This is a genomic window from Streptomyces sp. NPDC001536, from assembly GCF_042894505.1.
Lineage (GTDB): Bacteria > Actinomycetota > Actinomycetes > Streptomycetales > Streptomycetaceae > Streptomyces.
Genome location: NZ_JBIAVQ010000002.1, coordinates 208,640 through 226,262, shown reverse-complemented (window position 1 = coordinate 226,262; position 17,623 = coordinate 208,640). Strand labels below are relative to the sequence as shown.

19 protein-coding genes are annotated in these 17,623 nt (G+C 71.1%); 10 read left to right on the top strand and 9 right to left on the bottom strand.

Going from position 1 to position 17,623, the window contains the following annotated elements:
* Positions 1-74: 74 nt before the first annotated feature.
* The 7 genes from ACFY0U_RS06265 (at position 75) to ACFY0U_RS06235 (ending at position 5,754) form a co-directional block, all read left to right on the top strand.
* Positions 75-326 carry a hypothetical protein gene (locus ACFY0U_RS06265; RefSeq protein ID WP_388631009.1) on the top strand — a complete coding sequence of 84 codons (252 nt, stop codon included), beginning with the start codon at positions 75-77 and terminating at the stop codon, positions 324-326.
* Positions 323-691 carry a helix-turn-helix domain-containing protein gene (locus tag ACFY0U_RS06260; RefSeq protein ID WP_361514653.1) on the top strand — a complete coding sequence of 123 codons (369 nt, stop codon included), beginning with the start codon at positions 323-325 and terminating at the stop codon, positions 689-691. The genes ACFY0U_RS06265 and ACFY0U_RS06260 overlap by 4 nt, the downstream gene beginning before the upstream one ends.
* A gap of 123 nt (positions 692-814) precedes the next feature.
* Complete coding sequence (gene uraD / locus ACFY0U_RS06255) at positions 815-1,324, top strand: 2-oxo-4-hydroxy-4-carboxy-5-ureidoimidazoline decarboxylase (RefSeq protein ID WP_388631005.1); 510 nt, start codon at positions 815-817, stop codon at positions 1,322-1,324.
* Between the two features lie 6 nt (positions 1,325-1,330).
* Positions 1,331-1,723: a hydroxyisourate hydrolase gene (gene uraH, locus ACFY0U_RS06250; protein ID WP_388631002.1), complete on the top strand. Its 393-nt coding sequence runs from the start codon at positions 1,331-1,333 to the stop codon at positions 1,721-1,723.
* Positions 1,724-1,727: 4 nt separating this feature from the next.
* Positions 1,728-2,651, top strand: coding sequence for a factor-independent urate hydroxylase (gene pucL, locus ACFY0U_RS06245; RefSeq protein ID WP_388630999.1), 924 nt, complete (start codon positions 1,728-1,730; stop codon positions 2,649-2,651).
* A 122-nt stretch (positions 2,652-2,773) separates the two neighbouring features.
* Positions 2,774-4,150, top strand: coding sequence for an 8-oxoguanine deaminase (locus ACFY0U_RS06240; RefSeq protein ID WP_388630996.1), 1,377 nt, complete (start codon positions 2,774-2,776; stop codon positions 4,148-4,150).
* Between the two features lie 236 nt (positions 4,151-4,386).
* Entirely contained in the window at positions 4,387-5,754 is a 1,368-nt protein-coding gene (locus tag ACFY0U_RS06235; protein ID WP_388630993.1) for a nucleobase:cation symporter-2 family protein, read from the top strand.
* Between the two features lie 100 nt (positions 5,755-5,854).
* Here the strand turns inward: ACFY0U_RS06235 and ACFY0U_RS06230 are convergent, their stop codons facing one another.
* Positions 5,855-6,463 (bottom strand): 3'-5' exoribonuclease domain-containing protein, encoded by a 609-nt coding sequence (locus ACFY0U_RS06230; RefSeq protein WP_388630990.1) that lies wholly within the window; start codon positions 6,461-6,463, stop codon positions 5,855-5,857.
* Between the two features lie 44 nt (positions 6,464-6,507).
* Positions 6,508-7,299, bottom strand: coding sequence for a helix-turn-helix domain-containing protein (locus tag ACFY0U_RS06225; RefSeq protein ID WP_388630987.1), 792 nt, complete (start codon positions 7,297-7,299; stop codon positions 6,508-6,510).
* A gap of 96 nt (positions 7,300-7,395) precedes the next feature.
* Between ACFY0U_RS06225 and ACFY0U_RS06220 the strand changes: the two genes are divergently transcribed.
* Positions 7,396-8,250: an NAD(P)H-binding protein gene (locus ACFY0U_RS06220; RefSeq protein WP_388630985.1), complete on the top strand. Its 855-nt coding sequence runs from the start codon at positions 7,396-7,398 to the stop codon at positions 8,248-8,250.
* 131 nt (positions 8,251-8,381) lie between these two features.
* Here the strand turns inward: ACFY0U_RS06220 and ACFY0U_RS06215 are convergent, their stop codons facing one another.
* On the bottom strand, positions 8,382-9,818 hold the full coding sequence (locus ACFY0U_RS06215) for an MFS transporter (RefSeq protein WP_388630982.1): 1,437 nt from the start codon (positions 9,816-9,818) through the stop codon (positions 8,382-8,384).
* A 92-nt stretch (positions 9,819-9,910) separates the two neighbouring features.
* Between ACFY0U_RS06215 and ACFY0U_RS06210 the strand changes: the two genes are divergently transcribed.
* Positions 9,911-10,312: a winged helix-turn-helix transcriptional regulator gene (locus ACFY0U_RS06210; RefSeq protein ID WP_388630978.1), complete on the top strand. Its 402-nt coding sequence runs from the start codon at positions 9,911-9,913 to the stop codon at positions 10,310-10,312.
* Between the two features lie 47 nt (positions 10,313-10,359).
* On the opposite strand, the gene ACFY0U_RS06205 is transcribed toward ACFY0U_RS06210, so the two are convergent.
* The 3 genes from ACFY0U_RS06205 to ACFY0U_RS06195 all read right to left on the bottom strand — a co-directional run bounded on the left by ACFY0U_RS06205 (position 10,360) and on the right by ACFY0U_RS06195 (position 13,253).
* A complete protein-coding gene (locus ACFY0U_RS06205) occupies positions 10,360-10,992 on the bottom strand; it encodes a hypothetical protein (protein WP_388630975.1) in 633 nt (210 codons plus the stop codon).
* A 110-nt stretch (positions 10,993-11,102) separates the two neighbouring features.
* A complete protein-coding gene (locus ACFY0U_RS06200) occupies positions 11,103-11,705 on the bottom strand; it encodes a histidine phosphatase family protein (protein ID WP_388630973.1) in 603 nt (200 codons plus the stop codon).
* Between the two features lie 339 nt (positions 11,706-12,044).
* Positions 12,045-13,253 (bottom strand): pyridoxal phosphate-dependent aminotransferase, encoded by a 1,209-nt coding sequence (locus tag ACFY0U_RS06195; protein ID WP_388630971.1) that lies wholly within the window; start codon positions 13,251-13,253, stop codon positions 12,045-12,047.
* An 87-nt stretch (positions 13,254-13,340) separates the two neighbouring features.
* Here ACFY0U_RS06195 and ACFY0U_RS06190 point away from each other — a divergent pair, with 87 nt between their 5' ends.
* Entirely contained in the window at positions 13,341-13,970 is a 630-nt protein-coding gene (locus ACFY0U_RS06190) for a winged helix-turn-helix transcriptional regulator (protein WP_388630968.1), read from the top strand.
* A 31-nt stretch (positions 13,971-14,001) separates the two neighbouring features.
* Here the strand turns inward: ACFY0U_RS06190 and ACFY0U_RS06185 are convergent, their stop codons facing one another.
* From ACFY0U_RS06185 to ACFY0U_RS06175, 3 genes are read right to left on the bottom strand one after another with little or no spacing between them, the layout of a single operon-like run.
* Positions 14,002-14,805, bottom strand: a complete 804-nt coding sequence (locus ACFY0U_RS06185) for a hypothetical protein (protein WP_388630965.1) — start codon at positions 14,803-14,805, stop codon at positions 14,002-14,004.
* Complete coding sequence (locus ACFY0U_RS06180; RefSeq protein ID WP_388630962.1) at positions 14,805-16,079, bottom strand: VWA domain-containing protein; 1,275 nt, start codon at positions 16,077-16,079, stop codon at positions 14,805-14,807. Before ACFY0U_RS06180 ends, ACFY0U_RS06185 begins: the two co-directional genes overlap by 1 nt.
* A gap of 16 nt (positions 16,080-16,095) precedes the next feature.
* Positions 16,096-17,610: an IucA/IucC family protein gene (locus ACFY0U_RS06175; protein WP_388630959.1), complete on the bottom strand. Its 1,515-nt coding sequence runs from the start codon at positions 17,608-17,610 to the stop codon at positions 16,096-16,098.
* Positions 17,611-17,623 lie beyond the last annotated feature (13 nt).

Genomic DNA, 17,623 nt, shown 5'->3' with positions numbered 1-17,623 from the left:
GAAGATTGCCGTCGTGTGTCGCCGCTTGTCAAGAGGGGTCGGCACAAGTCGGTGCCGCGCGTTAGGTTGTGCGCGTGCGATTGAGAGTGGAGTTCACGACGGAGCCGTTCGACCTGGACGAGGCGCCCGCGCACGCGGTCGCGGCCCGTGAGGTGGTCGAGAGTGCCGAGCTCGACGCGGTGGACGTCGGCCCGTTCGGCAACACCGCGGAAGGCGGTGCCGACGCCGTGCTCACCGCTGTCGACACGCTGCTGCGCAAGTCCCTGGCGGCCGGCGCCACCCGGGTCTCGCTCCAGGTCAATGTGATCGGGGAGGGCGGGAAATGACCGGCACGGGGGACGAGCCCTTCATCACGGCCGTGAAGCCGCTGGTCGACGCCATGGGCGGGGAGATGGTCCCGCCCGACGAGGCCGGCCCCGACGATGTCGTGCTCGCCTGGGAGGGTGCCGACGTGGTCGCCGTACGCCTGCCGCAGCTCGCGGACTCCCTCGACCACATCCTCGCCGCCATGGAGCGCAAGCAGGGCAAGCCGCTGGCCGACCTGGACCGCAAGGCCAAGCAGGAGGTCGTACGGATATTGGAGGCGCGTGGCGCCTTCTCCGTACGGCATGGCGTGGAGACCGTGGCGAGCGCGCTCGGGGTGAGCCGCTTCACCGTCTACAACTACCTCAACCGGGACAAAGGGGTCTGACCCCGGGCTTCGCCGGTTTCGTAACCCCGAATTTTCAACAAAGTGTTGACGCGGTGTTTCGAAGGGCGTTAGCTAACGGAAGCCCGTTCAGTACGAAGGCCGTTCGCGGCCACGGAGGCTCCCGTGACTTCGACTTCCACGCCGCCGGGCCTTACCCGGTTCAACGCCCTTGAGGAGCACGCGGCCTTCGCCGTCCTCCACGAGGCGTGCGCCTCCACGGCATGGGCGAAGCGGCTGCTCGCCGCCCGTCCGTATCCCACCGTCGACGACCTCTACACCGCCAGTGACGCCGCCATGGCCGAGCTGACCACGGCGGACCTGGAGGAGGCGATGGCCGGGCACCCGCCCATCGGCCGCCCCAAGGAGGGCGACCCGACCTCGGCGCGGGAGCAGCGCGGCATGGCCGGTGCCTCCGAGGACCTCAAGGCGGAGATGCTCGAACTGAACCTGGCCTACCAGGACAGGTTCGGCCATGTCTTCCTCATCTGCGCCACCGGCCGGACCGGCGAGCAGATGCGCGACGCGGTCAAGGAGCGGATCGGCAACTCGCCGGAGCAGGAGCGGGAGATCGTCCGCACCGAGCTGGGCAAGATCAACCGTATCCGGCTCGCCCGACTCGTCGAAGAGGACTGACGCAGCATGAGCACCAGCACCACCGCCTCGGTGTCCACACACATCCTGGACACCAGCATCGGCCGCCCCGCACAGGGCGTCGCCATCCAGCTCGCGGCGCGCAGTGGCCGCGATGCCGAATGGCAGGCGCTCGGCGGCTCCGCGACCGACGCGGACGGGCGGTGCAAGGACCTCCCGGCCCTGCCGGAAGGGACGACACACGTACGGCTCGACTTCGCCGTCGAGACGTATTTCGAGAAGAAGCAAGCCGATGCGCAGCAGGACGCCCCCGCGAGTCGGGACAGCGGTGCCGTGTTCTTCCCCGAGGTGGCGATCACCTTCGCCGTGCAGCCCGGGGAGCACTACCACGTACCGCTGCTGCTCAACCCGTTCGGCTACTCCGTTTACCGAGGGAGCTAGCTAAATGCCCACGATCCTGGGACAGAACCAGTACGGCAAGGCCGAGAACCGAGTCGTAAAGATCACGCGGGACGGCGCCACCCATCACATCAAGGACCTCAACGTCTCGGTCGCGCTCTCCGGCGACATGGACGAGGTCCACTACTCCGGCTCCAACGCCAACGTCCTGCCGACCGACACCACCAAGAACACGGTGTACGCGTTCGCCAAGGAGCACGGCATCGAGTCGGCCGAGCAGTTCGGCATCCACCTCGCGCGCCACTTCGTGACCTCGCAGGAGCCGATCAAGGTCGCGCGGATCCGTATCGAGGAGTACGCCTGGGAGCGCATCGCCGCCTCCGACGCCAACTCCCAGTTCATCGGGGCGGACGAGGTCAAGCACTCCTTCGTCCGCAAGGGCCAGGAGACCCGGGTCACGCAGATCACCTACGACGGTGAGAAGTGGGAGGTCATCTCCGGCCTCAAGGACCTCGTCGTGATGAACTCGACCAACTCCGAGTTCTGGGGCTACGTCAAGGACAAGTACACGACGCTCCAGGAGGCCTACGACCGCATCCTGGCCACCCAGGTCTCCGGCCGCTGGCGGTTCAACTGGACCGACGACGAGCAGCGGATGCCCAACTGGGAGAAGTCCTACGAGCAGACCAAGAAGCACATGCTCCAGGCCTTCGCCGAGACCTACTCGCTCTCGCTCCAGCAGACCCTCTACCAAATGGGTTCGCGGATCATCAACAACCGCAGCGAGATCGACGAGGTCCGCTTCTCCCTCCCGAACAAGCACCACTTCCTCGTGGACCTGGAGCCGTTCGGGCTGAAGAACGACAACGAGGTGTACTTCGCCGCCGATCGGCCCTACGGCCTGATCGAGGCGACGATCCTGCGGGACGGCTGCGAGCCGAAGATCCCGGTGGACCTCACCAACCTCTAGCAACTCGACATCGGCACCCGCGGCCGGCGGGCTCGTGCAGCTCCCGGCCGCGGTACTCAAACTCCCGGGGTCCTGCCGTGCCCACTCCACATCAGCACACCCTCAGTACAAAGGGGCGAACCATGGCAGCAGCCCAGCGCATCGTCATCGAGAACTGTTCGATCGCGACCGTCGACGCCGACGACACCGAGTACGCGAGCGGCTATGTCGTCATCGCCGGCAACCGCATCGAGGCGCTCGGCGCGGGCAGGGCCCCCGAGGGCCTGGAGAACGTCGTACGCCGAATCGACGCCACCGGCCATCTCGTGACCCCGGGCCTGGTCAACACGCACCACCACTTCTACCAGTGGATCACCCGGGGCCTGGCCACCGACCACAACCTCTTCAACTGGCTCGTCGCGCTGTACCCGACCTGGGCGCGCATCGACGAGCCGATGGTGTACTCGGCGGCCCAGGGCTCGCTCGGCATGATGGCCCGCGGCGGCGTCACCACCGCCATGGATCACCACTACGTCTTCCCGAAGGACTCCGGCGACCTGTCCGGTGCGATCATCCGCGCCGCCCGCGAGATGGGCGTCCGCTTCACCCTCGCCCGCGGCTCCATGGACCGCAGCGAGAAGGACGGCGGCCTGCCCCCGGACTTCGCCGTGGAGAGCCTCGACGGCGCCCTCGCCGCGACCGAGGCGACCGTCAAGGAGCACCACGACGCCTCCTTCGACGCCATGACCCAGGTCGCCGTCGCCCCCTGCTCACCCTTCTCCGTCTCCACCGAACTCCTGCGTGACGGCGCCGAGTTGGCCCGCCGACTCGGTGTGCGCCTGCACACCCACGGCTCGGAGACCGTCGAGGAGGAGCAGTTCTGCAAGGAACTGTTCGGCATGGGCCCGACCGACTACTTCGAGTCCACCGGCTGGCTCGGCGAGGACGTGTGGATGGCGCACTGCGTCCACATGAACGACTCCGACATCGCCGCGTTCGCCCGTACGAAGACGGGTGTGGCCCACTGCCCGTCCTCCAACGCCCGCCTCGCCGCCGGTATCGCCCGCGTCCCGGACATGCTGAAGGCCGGCGTCCCGGTCGGCCTCGGTGTCGACGGCACCGCGTCCAACGAGTCGGGCGAGCTGCACACCGAGCTGCGCAACGCGCTGCTCATCAACCGCCTCGGTGCCCACCGCGAGGCCGCCCTGAACGCCCGCCAGGCCCTGCGCCTGGGCACGTTCGGCGGCGCCCAGGTCCTGGGCCGGGCAAGCCAGATCGGCTCCCTGGAGCCGGGCAAGCTCGCCGACCTCGTGCTGTGGAAGCTGGACACCCTCGCCCACGCCTCCATCGCCGACCCGGTCACCGCGCTGGTCTTCGGTGCGGCCGCCCCGGTCACGGCCTCCTTCGTCAACGGCCGCCAGATCGTCGAGAACAACCGTCTGCTGCACGTCGACGAGGACGCGATCGCGCGCTCCACGCGCGAGCAGGCACAGCGCCTGGCGAAGATCGCCGGTCACTGAACACCGTACTGAAGTACGGCACTTGACTCCGGCCGGGAGGGACGGCTCCTGGCCGGCAGCCGTGAACCCGAGCGGGGTTCATGGCGGCCGTGTCCGGGGCGTGCGCCACACGCGTGCGCCTCGGAACGGTCTCCGCACCTCCCGTACGTCCCCGTCCTCCGGTCCCGCACGACCGCGCACCACCTCCAAGAAACCCACGTCAGAGCCGACGTGTTAGCTGACCCGGAGGAACCGCCGTGACCGCCCACCCCGTGGACGAAAAGCTCCCCGCACTCAAAATGGCCACCACAGGCCTCCAACACGTGGCAGCCATGTACGCGGGAGTAGTCGCCCCGCCCCTGATCGTCGGCGCGGCCATCGGCCTGTCCGGCACCGAACTCACCTTCCTGACCGGCGCCTGTCTCTTCACCGCGGGCCTCGCCACCTTCCTCCAGACACTTGGCATCTGGAAGATCGGCGCCCGGCTGCCCTTCGTCAACGGCGTCACCTTCGCCGGCGTGGCCCCCATGACCGCGATCGTGGCGTCCACCGACGACAAGTCCGACGCCCTGCCGATCATCTTCGGCGCGGTGATCGTCGCCGGTCTCCTCGGCTTCCTGGCCGCCCCCTTCTTCAGCAAGATGGTCCGCTTCTTCCCGCCGGTCGTCACGGGCACGGTGATCACGCTCATAGGCGTGTCCCTGCTGCCGGTCGCCTTCGGCTGGGCGCAAGGCCCCAACCCCGCGGCGGACGACTACGGTTCGACCACCTACCTGGGCCTCGCGGGCGCGACCCTCGTCATCGTCCTGCTCCTGCGCCGCTTCACCCGGGGCTTCGTCAAGCAGATCGCCGTCCTCCTCGGCCTGGTGATCGGCACGCTGGTCGCGATCCCCTTCGGGGTCACCGACTTCGGGCCGGTCGCGGACGCGGACGTCGTCGGCTTCCCGACGCCGTTCCACTTCGGCGCCCCGCAGTTCCAGGTCGCCGCGATCGTGTCGATGATCGTGGTGATGGTCGTCTCGATGACCGAATCGACCGCCGACATGCTGGCGTTGGGCGAGATCGTCGACCGCCCGGCCGACGAGAAGACCATCGCGGCGGGCCTGCGCGCCGACACCCTCGGCTCCGCGATCAGCCCCCTGTTCAACGGCTTCATGTGCAGCGCCTTCGCCCAGAACATCGGCCTGGTCGCGATGACGAGGATCCGCAGCCGGTACGTCGTCGCCACCGGCGGCGCCTTCCTGGTGCTGATGGGCCTGTGCCCGATGGCCGCCTCGCTCATCGCCGTCGTACCGCGTCCGGTGCTCGGCGGCGCGGGCGTGGTCCTGTTCGGGTCGGTCGCGGCTAGCGGTATCCAGACCCTGGTCCGGGCCGGGCTGGACAAGGACAACAACGTCCTGATCGTGGCCGTCTCGCTGGCCGTCGGGATCATCCCGATCACCGCGCCGGAGTTCTACCACGCCTTCCCCGAGACGGCGAAGATCGTGCTCGACTCCGGAATCTCGACGGGCTGCGTGGCCGCGGTGGTGCTCAACCTGGTCTTCAACCACCTCGGCGAACAGCGCGACGCGCAGGACGTCACGCACCCGATGGAGGCGGGCGAGGAGATCGCGGCGGCGCACTAGCCGTCCGTGTGACTGTCCTCGTACACCTTCCACTTGAGCGGTGTGCCCAGGTCGAGACCGCCCTTCGTGAGAAAGACCCGTCGGGCGGTCTCGACCCGGCTCACGTCACTGTGAGTTTCTGAGGGCCGGGCCATGCCATCAGGTGGGCGAACAGCTCCGCCTGCTCGATCGCGTCGTCCAGCGCGTGGTGGGTGTGCCGCCGCTTCGAGAGCAGCTCGCGCGGCATGGCGCGCTTCGACACCGCCCGCAACGGCAGCCCGGCCTTCGTCGCATACAGCGTCTTCATGTCGACACAGCCCGAGTGCCCGAACGGGCTCGCTCCGGTGAAGCGGATCAGGTACCAGTACAGGAACATCCAGTCGTACGACGCCGGGTAGCCGCACATCACCGGCTGCGCGTCCGCGCTCACCTTCCGCACCCACCTGCTGAACTCCGCCAGCGCCACGGCCGGTTCGGCGCCCTTCGTCCGCAGCCGCTCCCGGTCGAGGCCGCTCACCGCCAGCGCCTCCGGCACGAACTCCTCGCTGATCGGCCGGAGTTCGCGGTAGAAGGTCCGGTGCCCGGGGTCGGCCGGGGTGAAGCCGTCGGCGTCCTGCACTCCGGCGACCGCGGCACCGAGGCTGAGCATGGAGTACGGGCCGGGGATCGGGCCGTCGGCCTCGATGTCGACGGAGATGTAGAGGCTGGGCTTGACGCGTCGTGCGGACATGGGACCGGAGCATCGCAGGTCGGAAGCGTCCGCCGCATCCGAATTCAGGGGCGCGGGTTCGCCTGGCAGGGGGTGGCCGCGGGAAGCCGGCCGGTGAAGTAGGAGCGGGGCGGGACGCCCATCAGGGCGCGGAAGTCGGACGTCATGTGCGACTGGTCGTAGTAGCCGGTGGCGGCGGCGAGTTCGGCCCAGGGCGCGGTCGTGGCACGGGTGAGGACCGCGTGCACCCGGTCGATACGGGCGTAGTGCTTGGGGGACAGGCCCACGCCCTCCGCGAAGAGGTTGCGCAACTGGCGCTCGCTGACGGCCAGTTCGCGGGCCACCTGGCTGACCTGCCCGGGCGCCCGGCCGATCCGTACCGACATCGCATCGACCCCGGCCCGCACCAGCTCGGTGCGGTCGGACGTCGCGGTGAGCCGGTCCGGCAGCACGTCCGCCAGATGGGCCACCGCCTCCTCGGGGGCCAGCCACCTCAGGTCACGGCCGAGTTCGCGTGCGGTGCGGCTCGGCAGCTCACCCAGCGGAACGACCTTCCCCACCAGCGCGACCGCCGGAACACCCAGCAGGGTGCGGGCCGTTCCGGGCGCGAGGCGCATCTCCACGCAGGAGGCCAGGGGCTTGCCCTCGTGGTACGAGGCCCGGACCCGGGGACCGACGGCGAGCACGTCACGGTGCCCGGTCACCCCCACGCGGACGACCACCTTCGTGACGGCGTCCGGGAGATGGACGAACGCCTTCTCGGGCGGGCCCACGGCGGCCACGGCGCTGATCCCGGCGATCCAGGGACGCAGCGCCTCGGGCAACGGAAGGGCCTGCTCGGCGCGGGAGTTCGTCACCCCTTCACCGTAGACGAGCCGCACGGCCCGGACGGCGGGCGAACCGTGCCGGAATTTCCAAGAGCCCGGGGTGCCGACGGGCTCACCGTAGGAGTCATGATCCTCGTCACCGGTGCCACGGGCACCATCGGAAGTGAACTCGTACGACAGCTCGCGGCGCGCGGCGAGAAGGTCCGCGCCCTGACCCGGGACCCGGCGAAGGCCCAGCTGCCGCCTGGGGTGGAGGTGGTACGCGGGGACTACCTCGACCCCGGCTCCCTGGAGGGGGCGACGGCTGGTGTCACGGCCGCGTTCCTGCTGGGCGCGCCCGGTCCGGGCTCGCGCCACGACCAGGCCCTGGTGGCTGCGGCCGGTGCGGCGGGCGTCGACCGGCTGGTGAAGCTCTCCGCGATCGGGACGGGCGATCCCGAGGTCGGTCCGTCCGGCGACTGGCATGTGCCCGGCGAGCAGGCGGTACGGGACAGCGGCACCGAGTGGACGATCCTGCGGCCCTCGTCCTTCGCCTCCAACACGCTGAGCTGGGCGCAGGCCGTCGGGCGGGGCGAGCCGGTGCCGAACATGACCGGTGACGGGCTCTCCGGGGTGATCGATCCGCGCGACGTGTCCGAGGTCGCCGCGCGGATCCTCGTCGACGGCGGCCACGGGGGACGGACGTACACCCTGACCGGACCTGAGGCGATCAGCGTCCCCGAGCAGGCCGCCGTGCTCGCCTCGGTCCTCGGCAGGCCGGTCGCGACCCGGGATCTCTCGCCGGACGAGACCCGCGACCACCTGCTCACCGTGTGGGGCTTCGACGAGGCGCAGGCGGCGGGGATCCTGGCGGGTACGGCCTTCGTGCGCGGGGGAGGCAACGCGGTCGTCACGGGGGATGTGGCGGAGGTGCTGGGGCGGCGGGCCCGGACGTATGGGGAGTGGGCGGAGGACCACGTGCGGGCGTTCGCAGCGGCGTGACAGGGCGGCGCGGCGGCGAGCCCCGTCAGGGGCGCGGGGAACTGCGCGACCAACCCCCACCGGCCTGCGGGCTCGCCGCCGACCTCCAATGAATCGGAGGCCGCATCGCCGGTAGCGCTTGCCCCAACCGCTCACTTCCGCCCCGGCCGCAATACCCCCGCCGTCAGCACCAGCGCCGCCACCGCAACCCCCGTCCCCACCCCGAACGCCAGCCGATACCCCTCGGCCATCGCCGCGAGGCGCCCCGTACCGCCCTCCACCAACCCCTCCGTCCGGCTCGCCGCCAGTACCGACAGCACCGCAAGACCCAGCGAACCACCCACCACCTGAGTGGTGTTGAACAGCCCCGACGCCAGCCCCGCGTCCTCCTCCCGCGCCCCCGACATGGCCAGCCCGGTCAGCGCGGGCATCGCCGCGGCGAACCCGGCGCCGAGCAGGAGCAGCGACGGGAGGACGTCGGTGACGTACGAGCCGTCGACGGGCGCCCGGCTCAGCAGGGCCATGCCGGCGACGATGAGGACGAGCCCGGCGAGCAGCACCCGGTACGCGCCGAACCGCCCGATGGTCCGCGCCGACAGTCCGAGCATCAGCGCCCCGATCACGATCGGCGCCGGCAGGAACGCGGTGCCGGTGACCAACTCGCCGTAACCCAGGACGCGTTGGAGATAGAGCGCGGCGATGAACTGGAAGCCGTACATCGTGGCGATCATCAGGATCTGCACGGCGTTCGCACCGCTCAGCATCCGGGAGCGGAACAGCCGCAGCCGCAGCAGGGGGCGGGCGGTCCGCGCCTGGCGGACGGTGAACGCCACGAAGAGCGCGACGGCGAGGGCGGCCAGCAGGAGCGTGGCGGTCAGATCGCGGTCGCCGGCGCCGACGATGGCGTAGACCGTGAGCATCAGGGCGCCGGTCACCAGCGCCGCACCGGGGTAGTCGGCGCCCTTGCCGAGTCCCTCCCCGCTGTCCGGGGCCAGGACACGGGTGGCCGCCAGCCAGGCGACGATGCCGATGGGGAGGTTGATCAGGAAGATCCAGTGCCAGTTCAGGACCTCGGTCAGCGCTCCGCCCAGGAAGGTGCCGAGGGAGGCGCCTCCGGCGCCGACCGCGCTGAACACCGCGATGGCACGGGCCTGTTCACGCGGCTCGGGGAACAGCGCGACCAGCATGCCGAGGACCACGGCCGAGGTCATCGCCCCGCCCACACCCTGCAGCGCGCGGGCCGCGATCAGCACTCCCTGGTCGGTCGCCACTCCGCACAGCACGGACGCGGCGGTGAACACGGCGAGCCCCGACGTGAACATCCGCTTGCGGCCCACGAGATCACCGAGCCGGCCGACGAGCAGCAACAGCCCGCCGAAGGCGATGAGATAGGCGTTGACGACCCACGCCAGGCCCGAGGCCGTAAAGCCGAGGTCGCTCTGGATGGCCGGCATGGCGACGGTGACGATGTTGCCGTCCAGGATCGTCATCAGTGTCCCCGCGCACAGGACGACAAGGGCCGTCCAGCGGGAGTACGTTCGCTGCGTTCGGTGCGGTGTCCGGCTACGGGACTCGATCATGGCCGTCATGGCGGCGCTGCCTCCGGTCTTCCCTTGGTGCACGACTTGTAACGGGGTTCATCGTGGGTGACCATGGAGGCCGGTCGTAAGGAGGCAGTCCGATGTCCCAGAGGAACACCGGTGTTACCGTCCAGGCAGTGAACGCGCACGCCTGCCCCGTCCGCGAAGTTCTTGACAGGGTCTCCGGCAAATGGAGCGTCCAGATCCTGGTGGCAGCCGCCCACGGCCCCATCCGCTTCACCGAGTTGGAGCGCAGCATCGAGGGCATCAGCCGCCGCATGCTGACCCTGACGCTGCGCAATCTGGAACGCGACGGCCTGGTGACGCGCACCGTCCATCCGACGGTCCCGCCCAAGGTCGAGTACGAACTGACCCCGGCGGCCCGGGAGTTGCACGAGACTCTGCAACGCCTGACCGACTGGGCCGAGCGCAACAGGGTCTACATCGCCGAGTCGCGGGCCGCCTACGACACCGAGCACCGGCCGGAGCTGGTCGACGCGTAGGCCCGTCTACGGCGTGACGCGACGGCCGGGATCCTGGTGCGCGGGCTTCACACCCGTCGTGGGGAGGCCAGCAGATACCGGGCCCTGGTCCGCGGCTCGGTGTACTCGCCGACCTGCCAGCCCGCCCCCTCCAACGTGGCCGCGCAGGCCCTGAGCGCGGCGGCGTCCGGCTCGCGCACGGCGACGGCCTCGGGCTGCGGGGTCACCCGCACCCGATACCCCTCGGCGTCCTCCCCGGTCGCCGGACGGTGCCCGGCCGCCTCCAGGGCGAGCGCGGCGGCCTGCACCAGATGGGTGCGCTCCCAGCCGCAGGGCCGGTCCGTGGCCCCGTCCGGATTCGTCATCCGGCGCAGCTCCAGCAGCCCCTGCCAGGCGCTGTGCACCTCTCGGACCCGAGCGGCACCGGCGGCCGGCGGATCCTCCTCCCCGCCGATGCGCGCGGCGAACACCCCGGTGGCCGAGGGCGCCTCGGGCTCCGGTGGGGGCGCCGCCGGTTCCGCCTCCCGTATCCGATGCCCGGCCGGGGTCAGGAAGTGGTCGTGGGGCGGCCGGGGGTGGCGGAAGGCGAGCCCGTGTCTGACGAGGGACGCGAGCTGTGCCTCCGTACCCCTGATCCGGCCCGTGACCGGGTCGGCGGCGTCGATGACACGCCGCTGTGCGGCTGTCGGCGGTCGGGTCACGGCGTGCTCCTCCCCGTCGGCAGGCTCGTGAGGCGGATGATCGCGGCGCGGCGATCACCCCACTCGAAGATTACGACGGGGGACTGACAACGCACCCGGGCGAAGCCGCGCTACGGTCCGGGCGGCCGCACATTCCACCCGGCCACCACCGGCCGACCGTGCTCGGTGCTCAGCCGGCACAGCGTCCCTGTCGCCAGCTGGAAGAGCGCCCCTCGCGACGCGGGCAGCCCGAGCCGCCGTGCCGTGAGCACCCGCAGGAAGTGCCCGTGGGCCACCAGCAGCACCACGCCCTCCGTGTTGGCGAGGGCCGCGTCCACCTTGGCCAGGACCCGGTCGGCCCGGGCGCCGACCTGTTCCGGTGTCTCCCCGGGATGGTCCGGCGGCCCCGGCGCGACCCCGTCCGTGAACAGGAACCAGTCCGGCCGGGTGCGCTGGATCTCGACGGTGGTGATCCCCTCGTAGCCGCCGTAGTCCCACTCCCGCAGGTCGACGTCGACCCGCGCGTCGGGCACCCCGATGAGCTCCGCCGTCTCGCGGGCCCGCTGGAGCGGGCTGACGAAGGCCGCGCCGATCCGGTGCGAGCGGATCAGCGGCACCAGGCCCCGCGCCTCCGCCCGTCCGTGCTCGGTCAGCGGCACGTCCGTCCATCCGGTGTGCCGTCCGGACCGCGACCACTCGGTCTCACCGTGCCGGACGAGAAACAGGTCACCCACGCCGTCCTCCTGCCATGCCTGTCAGCACGGTGTCACGCGGCGCGGGCGGCCCGCACGACGGACTCGGCCAGACGGCCGTTCTCGGGGGAGGCGCCCTCGCCGGACGGGAACGCGAAACGGCGCCGGGTGCAGGCGTACGCCACCCCGCTCCCCGGATCGGCGAAACCGAGCGAGCCGGTCGCGCCGCTGTGTCCGATCGCGTCCTCGCCGAGGAACGGGTACAGCCTGGTCAGATACTCGAAGCCGCCACCGTGCCCCGCACCTCGTACGACATCCCGCTTCCCCCAGTCGTCGATCGCGTATGGAAGCGATCAACCGGCGGCGGACGCCGGGCATTCCCTACTGCCGGTAGCCGCTCAGGAACCGCCCGATCCGGCCGATCGCCGCCTCCAGGTCGTCGGCGTGAGGGAGCGTCAGGATGCGGAAGTGGTCGGGGGTGGGCCAGTTGAAGCCGGTGCCCTGGACGACCTGGATCTTCTCCCGCAGGAGCAGGTCCAGGACGAACTTCTCGTCGTCGTGGATCTTGTACACCTTGGGGTCGAGCCGCGGGAACGCGTACAGCGAGCCCTTGGGCTTCACGCATGACACCCCGGGGATCTCGTTGAGCTTCTCCCAGGCCACGTTGCGCTGTTCGTACAGCCGCCCGCCCGGCACGGTCAGCTCGCGGATGGACTGGCGGCCGCCGAGCGCGGCCTGGATGGCGTACTGGGCGGGGGCGTTGGCGCACAACCGCATGGAGGCCAGCATGGTCAGGCCCTCCAGATAGTCCTTGGCGTGCTGCTTGGGGCCGGTGATCACCAGCCAGCCCGAGCGGAAGCCGGCCACGCGGTACGTCTTCGACAAACCGCAGAAGGTCAGCACGACCAGGTCGGGGGCGAGGGCCGCGGCCGAGTGGTGCACGGCGTCGTCGTAGAGGATCTGGTCGTAGATCTCGTCGGCGAAGACCATCAGGCCGTGCCGGCGGGCGAGGTCGAGGATGCCCTCGACGATCTCCTTCGGGTAGACGGCGCCGGTGGGGTTGTTCGGGTTGATGATCACGACGGCCCGCGTGCGGTCCGTGATCTTCGACTCCATGTCGGCCAGGTCGGGGTTCCAGTCGGCCTGTTCGTCGCAGATGTAGTGGACCGCCTTGCCGCCGGCGAGGGTCGTCACCGCCGTCCAGAGCGGGAAGTCCGGGGCGGGGATGAGGACTTCGTCGCCGTCCTCGATCAGCGCCTGCACGGCCATCGAGATCAGCTCGGAGACGCCGTTGCCGAGGAAGACGTCGTCGACGTCGACCTCCAGGCCCAGGGTCTGGTAGCGCTGGGCCACCGCGCGGCGGGCGGAGAGGACGCCCTTGGAGTCGGTGTAGCCGTGCGCCTGCGGGAGCATCCGGATCATGTCCTGGACGATCTCCTCCGGCGCCTCGAAACCGAAGAGCGCCGGGTTGCCGGTGTTCAGGCGCAGCACGCTGTGCCCCGCCTCCTCCAGTGCGTTGGCGTGCTCGATCACCGGGCCGCGGATCTCGTAACAGACCTCGCTGAGCTTGCTGGACTGCCGGAACTCCATGCGCTGCTGCCTCTCCGGTTTCTTGTGTTGCTTGGTTTTACCAAGTGGCAGCTTGGAAAGTCCAACGACTTGTCTAGACTGCGTCGCATGTCACCTCGCCGAAGCTACGACCAGTACTGCTCCGCCGCGCGTGCGCTCGACACCGTCGGCGACCGCTGGACCCTGCTGATCGTCCGTGAGCTGCTCGCCGGGCCGCGCCGCTACTCGGACCTGCACGCGGACCTGCCGGGCGTCAGCACGGACGTACTCGCCTCGCGGCTGAAGGACATGGAGCGCGACGGACTGGCCACCCGGCGCCGGCTGCCGCCGCCCGGTGCGGCGAACGTCTACGAACTCACCGGGCGGGGACGGCAGTTGCTGCCCGTGCTCCAGGCGCTGGGTGCGTGGGGCGAGGCGGAGCTCGGCGACTTGCGGCCCACCGACGCCGTACGGGCGCACTGGTTCGCGCTGCCGCTGCTGCGAGCCCTGGAAGGTGAGGGGCTTGTCGAAGTCCGGCTGGAGGAAGGGCACTTCCATCTGCACGTCGGCGCCGAGGACGGGCCGGTCTACGGCGACGGTCCGGCTCCCGGGGAGCCCGACGCGCGCCTCGTCCTGGACACCGGGACCTGTACGGCCATCAGCCGCGGGGAGTTGAGCCTGGAGGCCGCGCTCCGGGACGGTCGTATCGAGGTGACCGGCGACGGGACACTGGCGAAAGCCTTGAAGGCCCGCTGCTGAGCGGCAGCGGGCCTTCACGCACGACGTCGGGTCAGGCGCCCGGCGGCACCTGCCGCGGCCGTCCCGACCCGCGCGTCAGGGCGTAACCGCCGACCCCCGCGAGCGCGGCCAGCACACCGCCCAGCACGGTCCACACCCAGCGGTCCGACCACCAGCCCGAGGACCAGCCGTCCTCGGGCTCGATGGCGGACAGCACCGCCGACGACTCCGAGGCCTCCTCGTCGGACGCGGACGTGACCGCGATGCCCGGCACCAGCGGCTCGGCCAGCGAGCCGTCCACCGCCGCCGCGCCGCCGATGTCCTTGGAGCCGACCTGGACCGAGGTGTCGACCGGCTGGCCGAGGTCGGCCGAGGTGAGGCCGACGGCCGTCAGCCGGATGTAGTACGTCCCCGGCAGCGGGTCATTGGCCCACGGCTCCGACCACGCGCGGACCGTGCGCAGCACACAGGCCAGCTCCACGGAGGCCGCGTCCGCCGCGGCGGTGCGGGTCTGCGCGCCGTACTGGCAGGACTGGCGGCGGCGCAGTCCGTCGTACACGTCGATCTGCCAGGTCTGCGCGGCATGCGTCTCGGGCAGCTTCACCGTCGCCTCCACGGTGGGGCGCTGTCCGGCGTCCGCGGGGAACGACCAGTACTGGTAGTCGCCGGTGGAGCCGCTCGCCGTGGCCTGCTGTCCCTGTTCGATCTCGGTCGCCGTGCGGAACGACGTACCGGCCGAGGTGGGCGCGCCGTCGTCGGCGGAGGCCGAGGGGGAGGGCGACGAGTCGGCCGCCGCGGGGGCGACGGCCAGGCCGAGCATGAGCGCCGCGGCGCCCACCACACGTGTGATCCTCATCAGTTGGTCCTCCAGACCGCGACCCGCCAGCGCGACAGCCAGCCCCAGAGCACACCGGCGAGGAAGCCGGTGAGGATCAGTACGCCGAGCAGCCACCAGCCGCGTCCGAGCCCGAAGGAGGCCACGTCGCCGGCCGCCGACGGCGCGTCCACGACGTCCACGGTCAGTTCGAGCGGCAGACCGGGCGTGGTCTTCACGCCGGAGGCAGCCGAGAACGAGTTGGTGACCTGGAGGCACACGATCTCGGGGGCCGGCTTGTCGCTGTCGTCGCCGTCCCGCTCGGGCTTCGGATAGCGCAGCCCGGTGGAGATGACGTCCGTGCGCCCGTTGCCGGCGGCCTCGCCGCGCACGATCTCACGGCCGTGCACCGTGACGGCCCGCAGCAGTGTCCCGTAGTCGGGGTTCACGGCCCGGTCGGCCGCCACGCTCACCGAGGCGCGCAGCTCCTGCCCGTTGAAGACCTCGACCCGGTACCAGCGCTCCTGCCCGAACTCCTCGCGGTCCGTGTAGAGCCCGGACTTCAGGGTCGGCGCCTTCGCGCACTCGGCGGCGCCCTCGGTGGCCACCGGCGTCACCACCGGGTCGGCCGCCCGGTCCACCAACTGGTTGACCTTGTCGGTGAGTTCCTCGGTGTGCTCCACCGAGGTGTACGTCCCGCCGGTCGCCTCCGCGATGCAGCTCAGCTGCTGCCGCATCTTGGTGTTCGGGACCAGGCCGAGCGTGTCGATGGTCAGACCGATGCCCTTGGCGGCGATCTCGCGGGCCACCTCGCACGGGTCGAGCGGGGCGCAGGTGTCCTCGCCGTCGCTGATCAGGACGATCCGCTTGGAACCGGCGCCCTCGGTGAAGTCGTCGGCCGCCTTCAGCAGCGCGGGACCGATCGGCGTCCAGCCGGTGGGCGAGAGGGTCGCCACCGCCGTCTTCGCCTCGGTACGGTCCAGCGTGCTGACCGGATAGAGCTGCGCGGTGTCCTTGCAGCCGGTCTTCTGGTCGTCGCCGGGGTAGTTGGCGCCGAGGGTCCGGATGCCGAGCTGGACCTCCTCGGGCGTCGCGTCCAGCACCTCGTTGAAGGCCTGCTTCGCCGCGGCCATGCGGGTGCCGCCGTCGATGTCCGCCGTCCGCATGGAGCCGCTCACGTCGAGGACGAGGTCGACCTGGGGAGCGGCCGCGCCCGTGGGTTCGCCGGCGGCCGCCCCGGTCGGGAGGGCGATCCCGGCCGTGAGGGCGGCGAGCAGGACGCACACTCCTGCCGCCAGCCGTTTACGTGTGATCATCGGCGGATCCTATTGATCAGGAGTGCCGCGCTCCAAAACGGACCGGGTTCGGCAGCCGCGCCCACTGGTCACCGGGCGCCCCCGGAGACAGCCTCATCAGCGTCAACGCCTTCGCGGGCAGCGGGTTCCCGAGGAGCGCCGCCAGATCCGGCGTACGCGGAAGATCTGCTACGACGGTCTCCAGCGCCGCGCCCAACGCCCTACCCGAACCCGCCGTCCCCGCCAGGGCGCCGGCGACCAGCGCCCCGAACAGCTTGCGCCGCAGGGCGGTTTCGTCGTCCGTGACGATCCGGCCCGTCAACTCCGGTACCGGGAGCCCGTGCCGCGCCAGCCGTGCCGGGCTGACCCGGATGTCGGCCAGGTCGCGATAGACCAGCCGCAACGGGGCGCCCGTCGCGGACAGCACCACCAGGAGGTTCTGGCCGTGGGCCTCCAGTGCCACGCCCAGCTCCAGCAGCCGCAGCCCCGCCGTGAGCGCGAGCCGCGCGAACTCCGCCAGCCAGGCCGGGGATTCGGCGAGGCCGGTGGTGGCGAGCGCGGCCACCGGGACGACGCGCTCGCCGCTGCCGGCGTACACCTGCGGCGATTCGCGCAACACGGCGGCCAGGTCGGGGGAGTCGGCCGTCGCGGCGCCCAGGGTGCGGGTGAAGTGCAGCAGACCGTCCGTGTGCGCCGACAGGGTCTCCGCGAACGCCGACAGGGTCGCCGACAGGCCGATCGAGTAGACGGAGATGTCCCGCACGGAGGACGTCAGCCGGGCGCTCAGGGCCGTCTTCACATGCGGACCGCCGTCGGCCAGGGCCAGCGTGCGCAGGGACATCAGCGGATGCGCGGCGGGCCCCTCGTCGCCCGCCCGCTTCAGCACATGGGCCGCCTGCCAGGGATGCACCGGGACCAACAGCCGCTGCCCGTCCCGCATCCCCTCCGGCCACCCGCCGGTCACCAGACACTCGTCCGCCCTGACCGGCATCAGGCGCAACCCGACCAGCGGCCGGTGCTCGGGGCCGTACGCCAGCTGCTCGGCCACCGAGAAGCCGGGCCGGGAACGGCAGTTGGGGTGGTACGGATGCCCGTCGACCACCCGCTGCTCCCACTCCCAGTCGGACCCGGGCCAGTCGTTCGAGGGGTTCTCCTGCCCGGCCCGGGACAGCGCCAACGAGGCGACGCTGTGGCCGAGTTCCGCGGCGAAGGCCGTGGCGTGGGGTACGGCCAGATCGGTCATCAGCCGCGCCGGATCGTCGTAGGCCAGGTCGTCGAGCCGTACCTCGGTGACGTACGCGGCGGTGGCGTAGGGGTCGGGACGCGGGCCGTGCAGCCGGCGGCCGTCCGCCAGCCGCAGGGTGAGCCCCTCCCGGCCGCTCGCGCGGCCCGCGAGCCACGGCAGGGGCTCATGGGTCAGCGCCCGCCACAGGCGCGTCAGCACGGCCGCGCGGGCGCCGGGGAGCTCGGCCGTGTACCGCGGCGCGAGGTCGGGGCGCACTTCGGCCAACTCCGCGCTGACCTCGGCCTCGGCGGTGGGGGAACGGTGCACGGGCTGGCTCCTC

Excerpts from the sequence above, each read along its gene's own strand:
- pucL (WP_388630999.1), top strand. The coding sequence starts at position 1,728 with ATGCCCACGATCCTGGGACAGAACCAGTACGGCAAGGCCGAGAACCGA.
- ACFY0U_RS06180 (WP_388630962.1), bottom strand. The coding sequence starts at position 16,079 with ATGATCACACGTAAACGGCTGGCGGCAGGAGTGTGCGTCCTGCTCGCC.
- ACFY0U_RS06215 (WP_388630982.1), bottom strand. The coding sequence starts at position 9,818 with ATGACGGCCATGATCGAGTCCCGTAGCCGGACACCGCACCGAACGCAG.
- ACFY0U_RS06220 (WP_388630985.1), top strand. The coding sequence starts at position 7,396 with ATGATCCTCGTCACCGGTGCCACGGGCACCATCGGAAGTGAACTCGTA.
- ACFY0U_RS06230 (WP_388630990.1), bottom strand. The coding sequence starts at position 6,463 with ATGTCCGCACGACGCGTCAAGCCCAGCCTCTACATCTCCGTCGACATC.
- ACFY0U_RS06260 (WP_361514653.1), top strand. The coding sequence starts at position 323 with ATGACCGGCACGGGGGACGAGCCCTTCATCACGGCCGTGAAGCCGCTG.
- ACFY0U_RS06185 (WP_388630965.1), bottom strand. The coding sequence starts at position 14,805 with ATGAGGATCACACGTGTGGTGGGCGCCGCGGCGCTCATGCTCGGCCTG.
- uraH (WP_388631002.1), top strand. The coding sequence starts at position 1,331 with ATGAGCACCAGCACCACCGCCTCGGTGTCCACACACATCCTGGACACC.
- ACFY0U_RS06210 (WP_388630978.1), top strand. The coding sequence starts at position 9,911 with ATGTCCCAGAGGAACACCGGTGTTACCGTCCAGGCAGTGAACGCGCAC.
- ACFY0U_RS06195 (WP_388630971.1), bottom strand. The coding sequence starts at position 13,253 with ATGGAGTTCCGGCAGTCCAGCAAGCTCAGCGAGGTCTGTTACGAGATC.
- ACFY0U_RS06240 (WP_388630996.1), top strand. The coding sequence starts at position 2,774 with ATGGCAGCAGCCCAGCGCATCGTCATCGAGAACTGTTCGATCGCGACC.
- ACFY0U_RS06190 (WP_388630968.1), top strand. The coding sequence starts at position 13,341 with ATGTCACCTCGCCGAAGCTACGACCAGTACTGCTCCGCCGCGCGTGCG.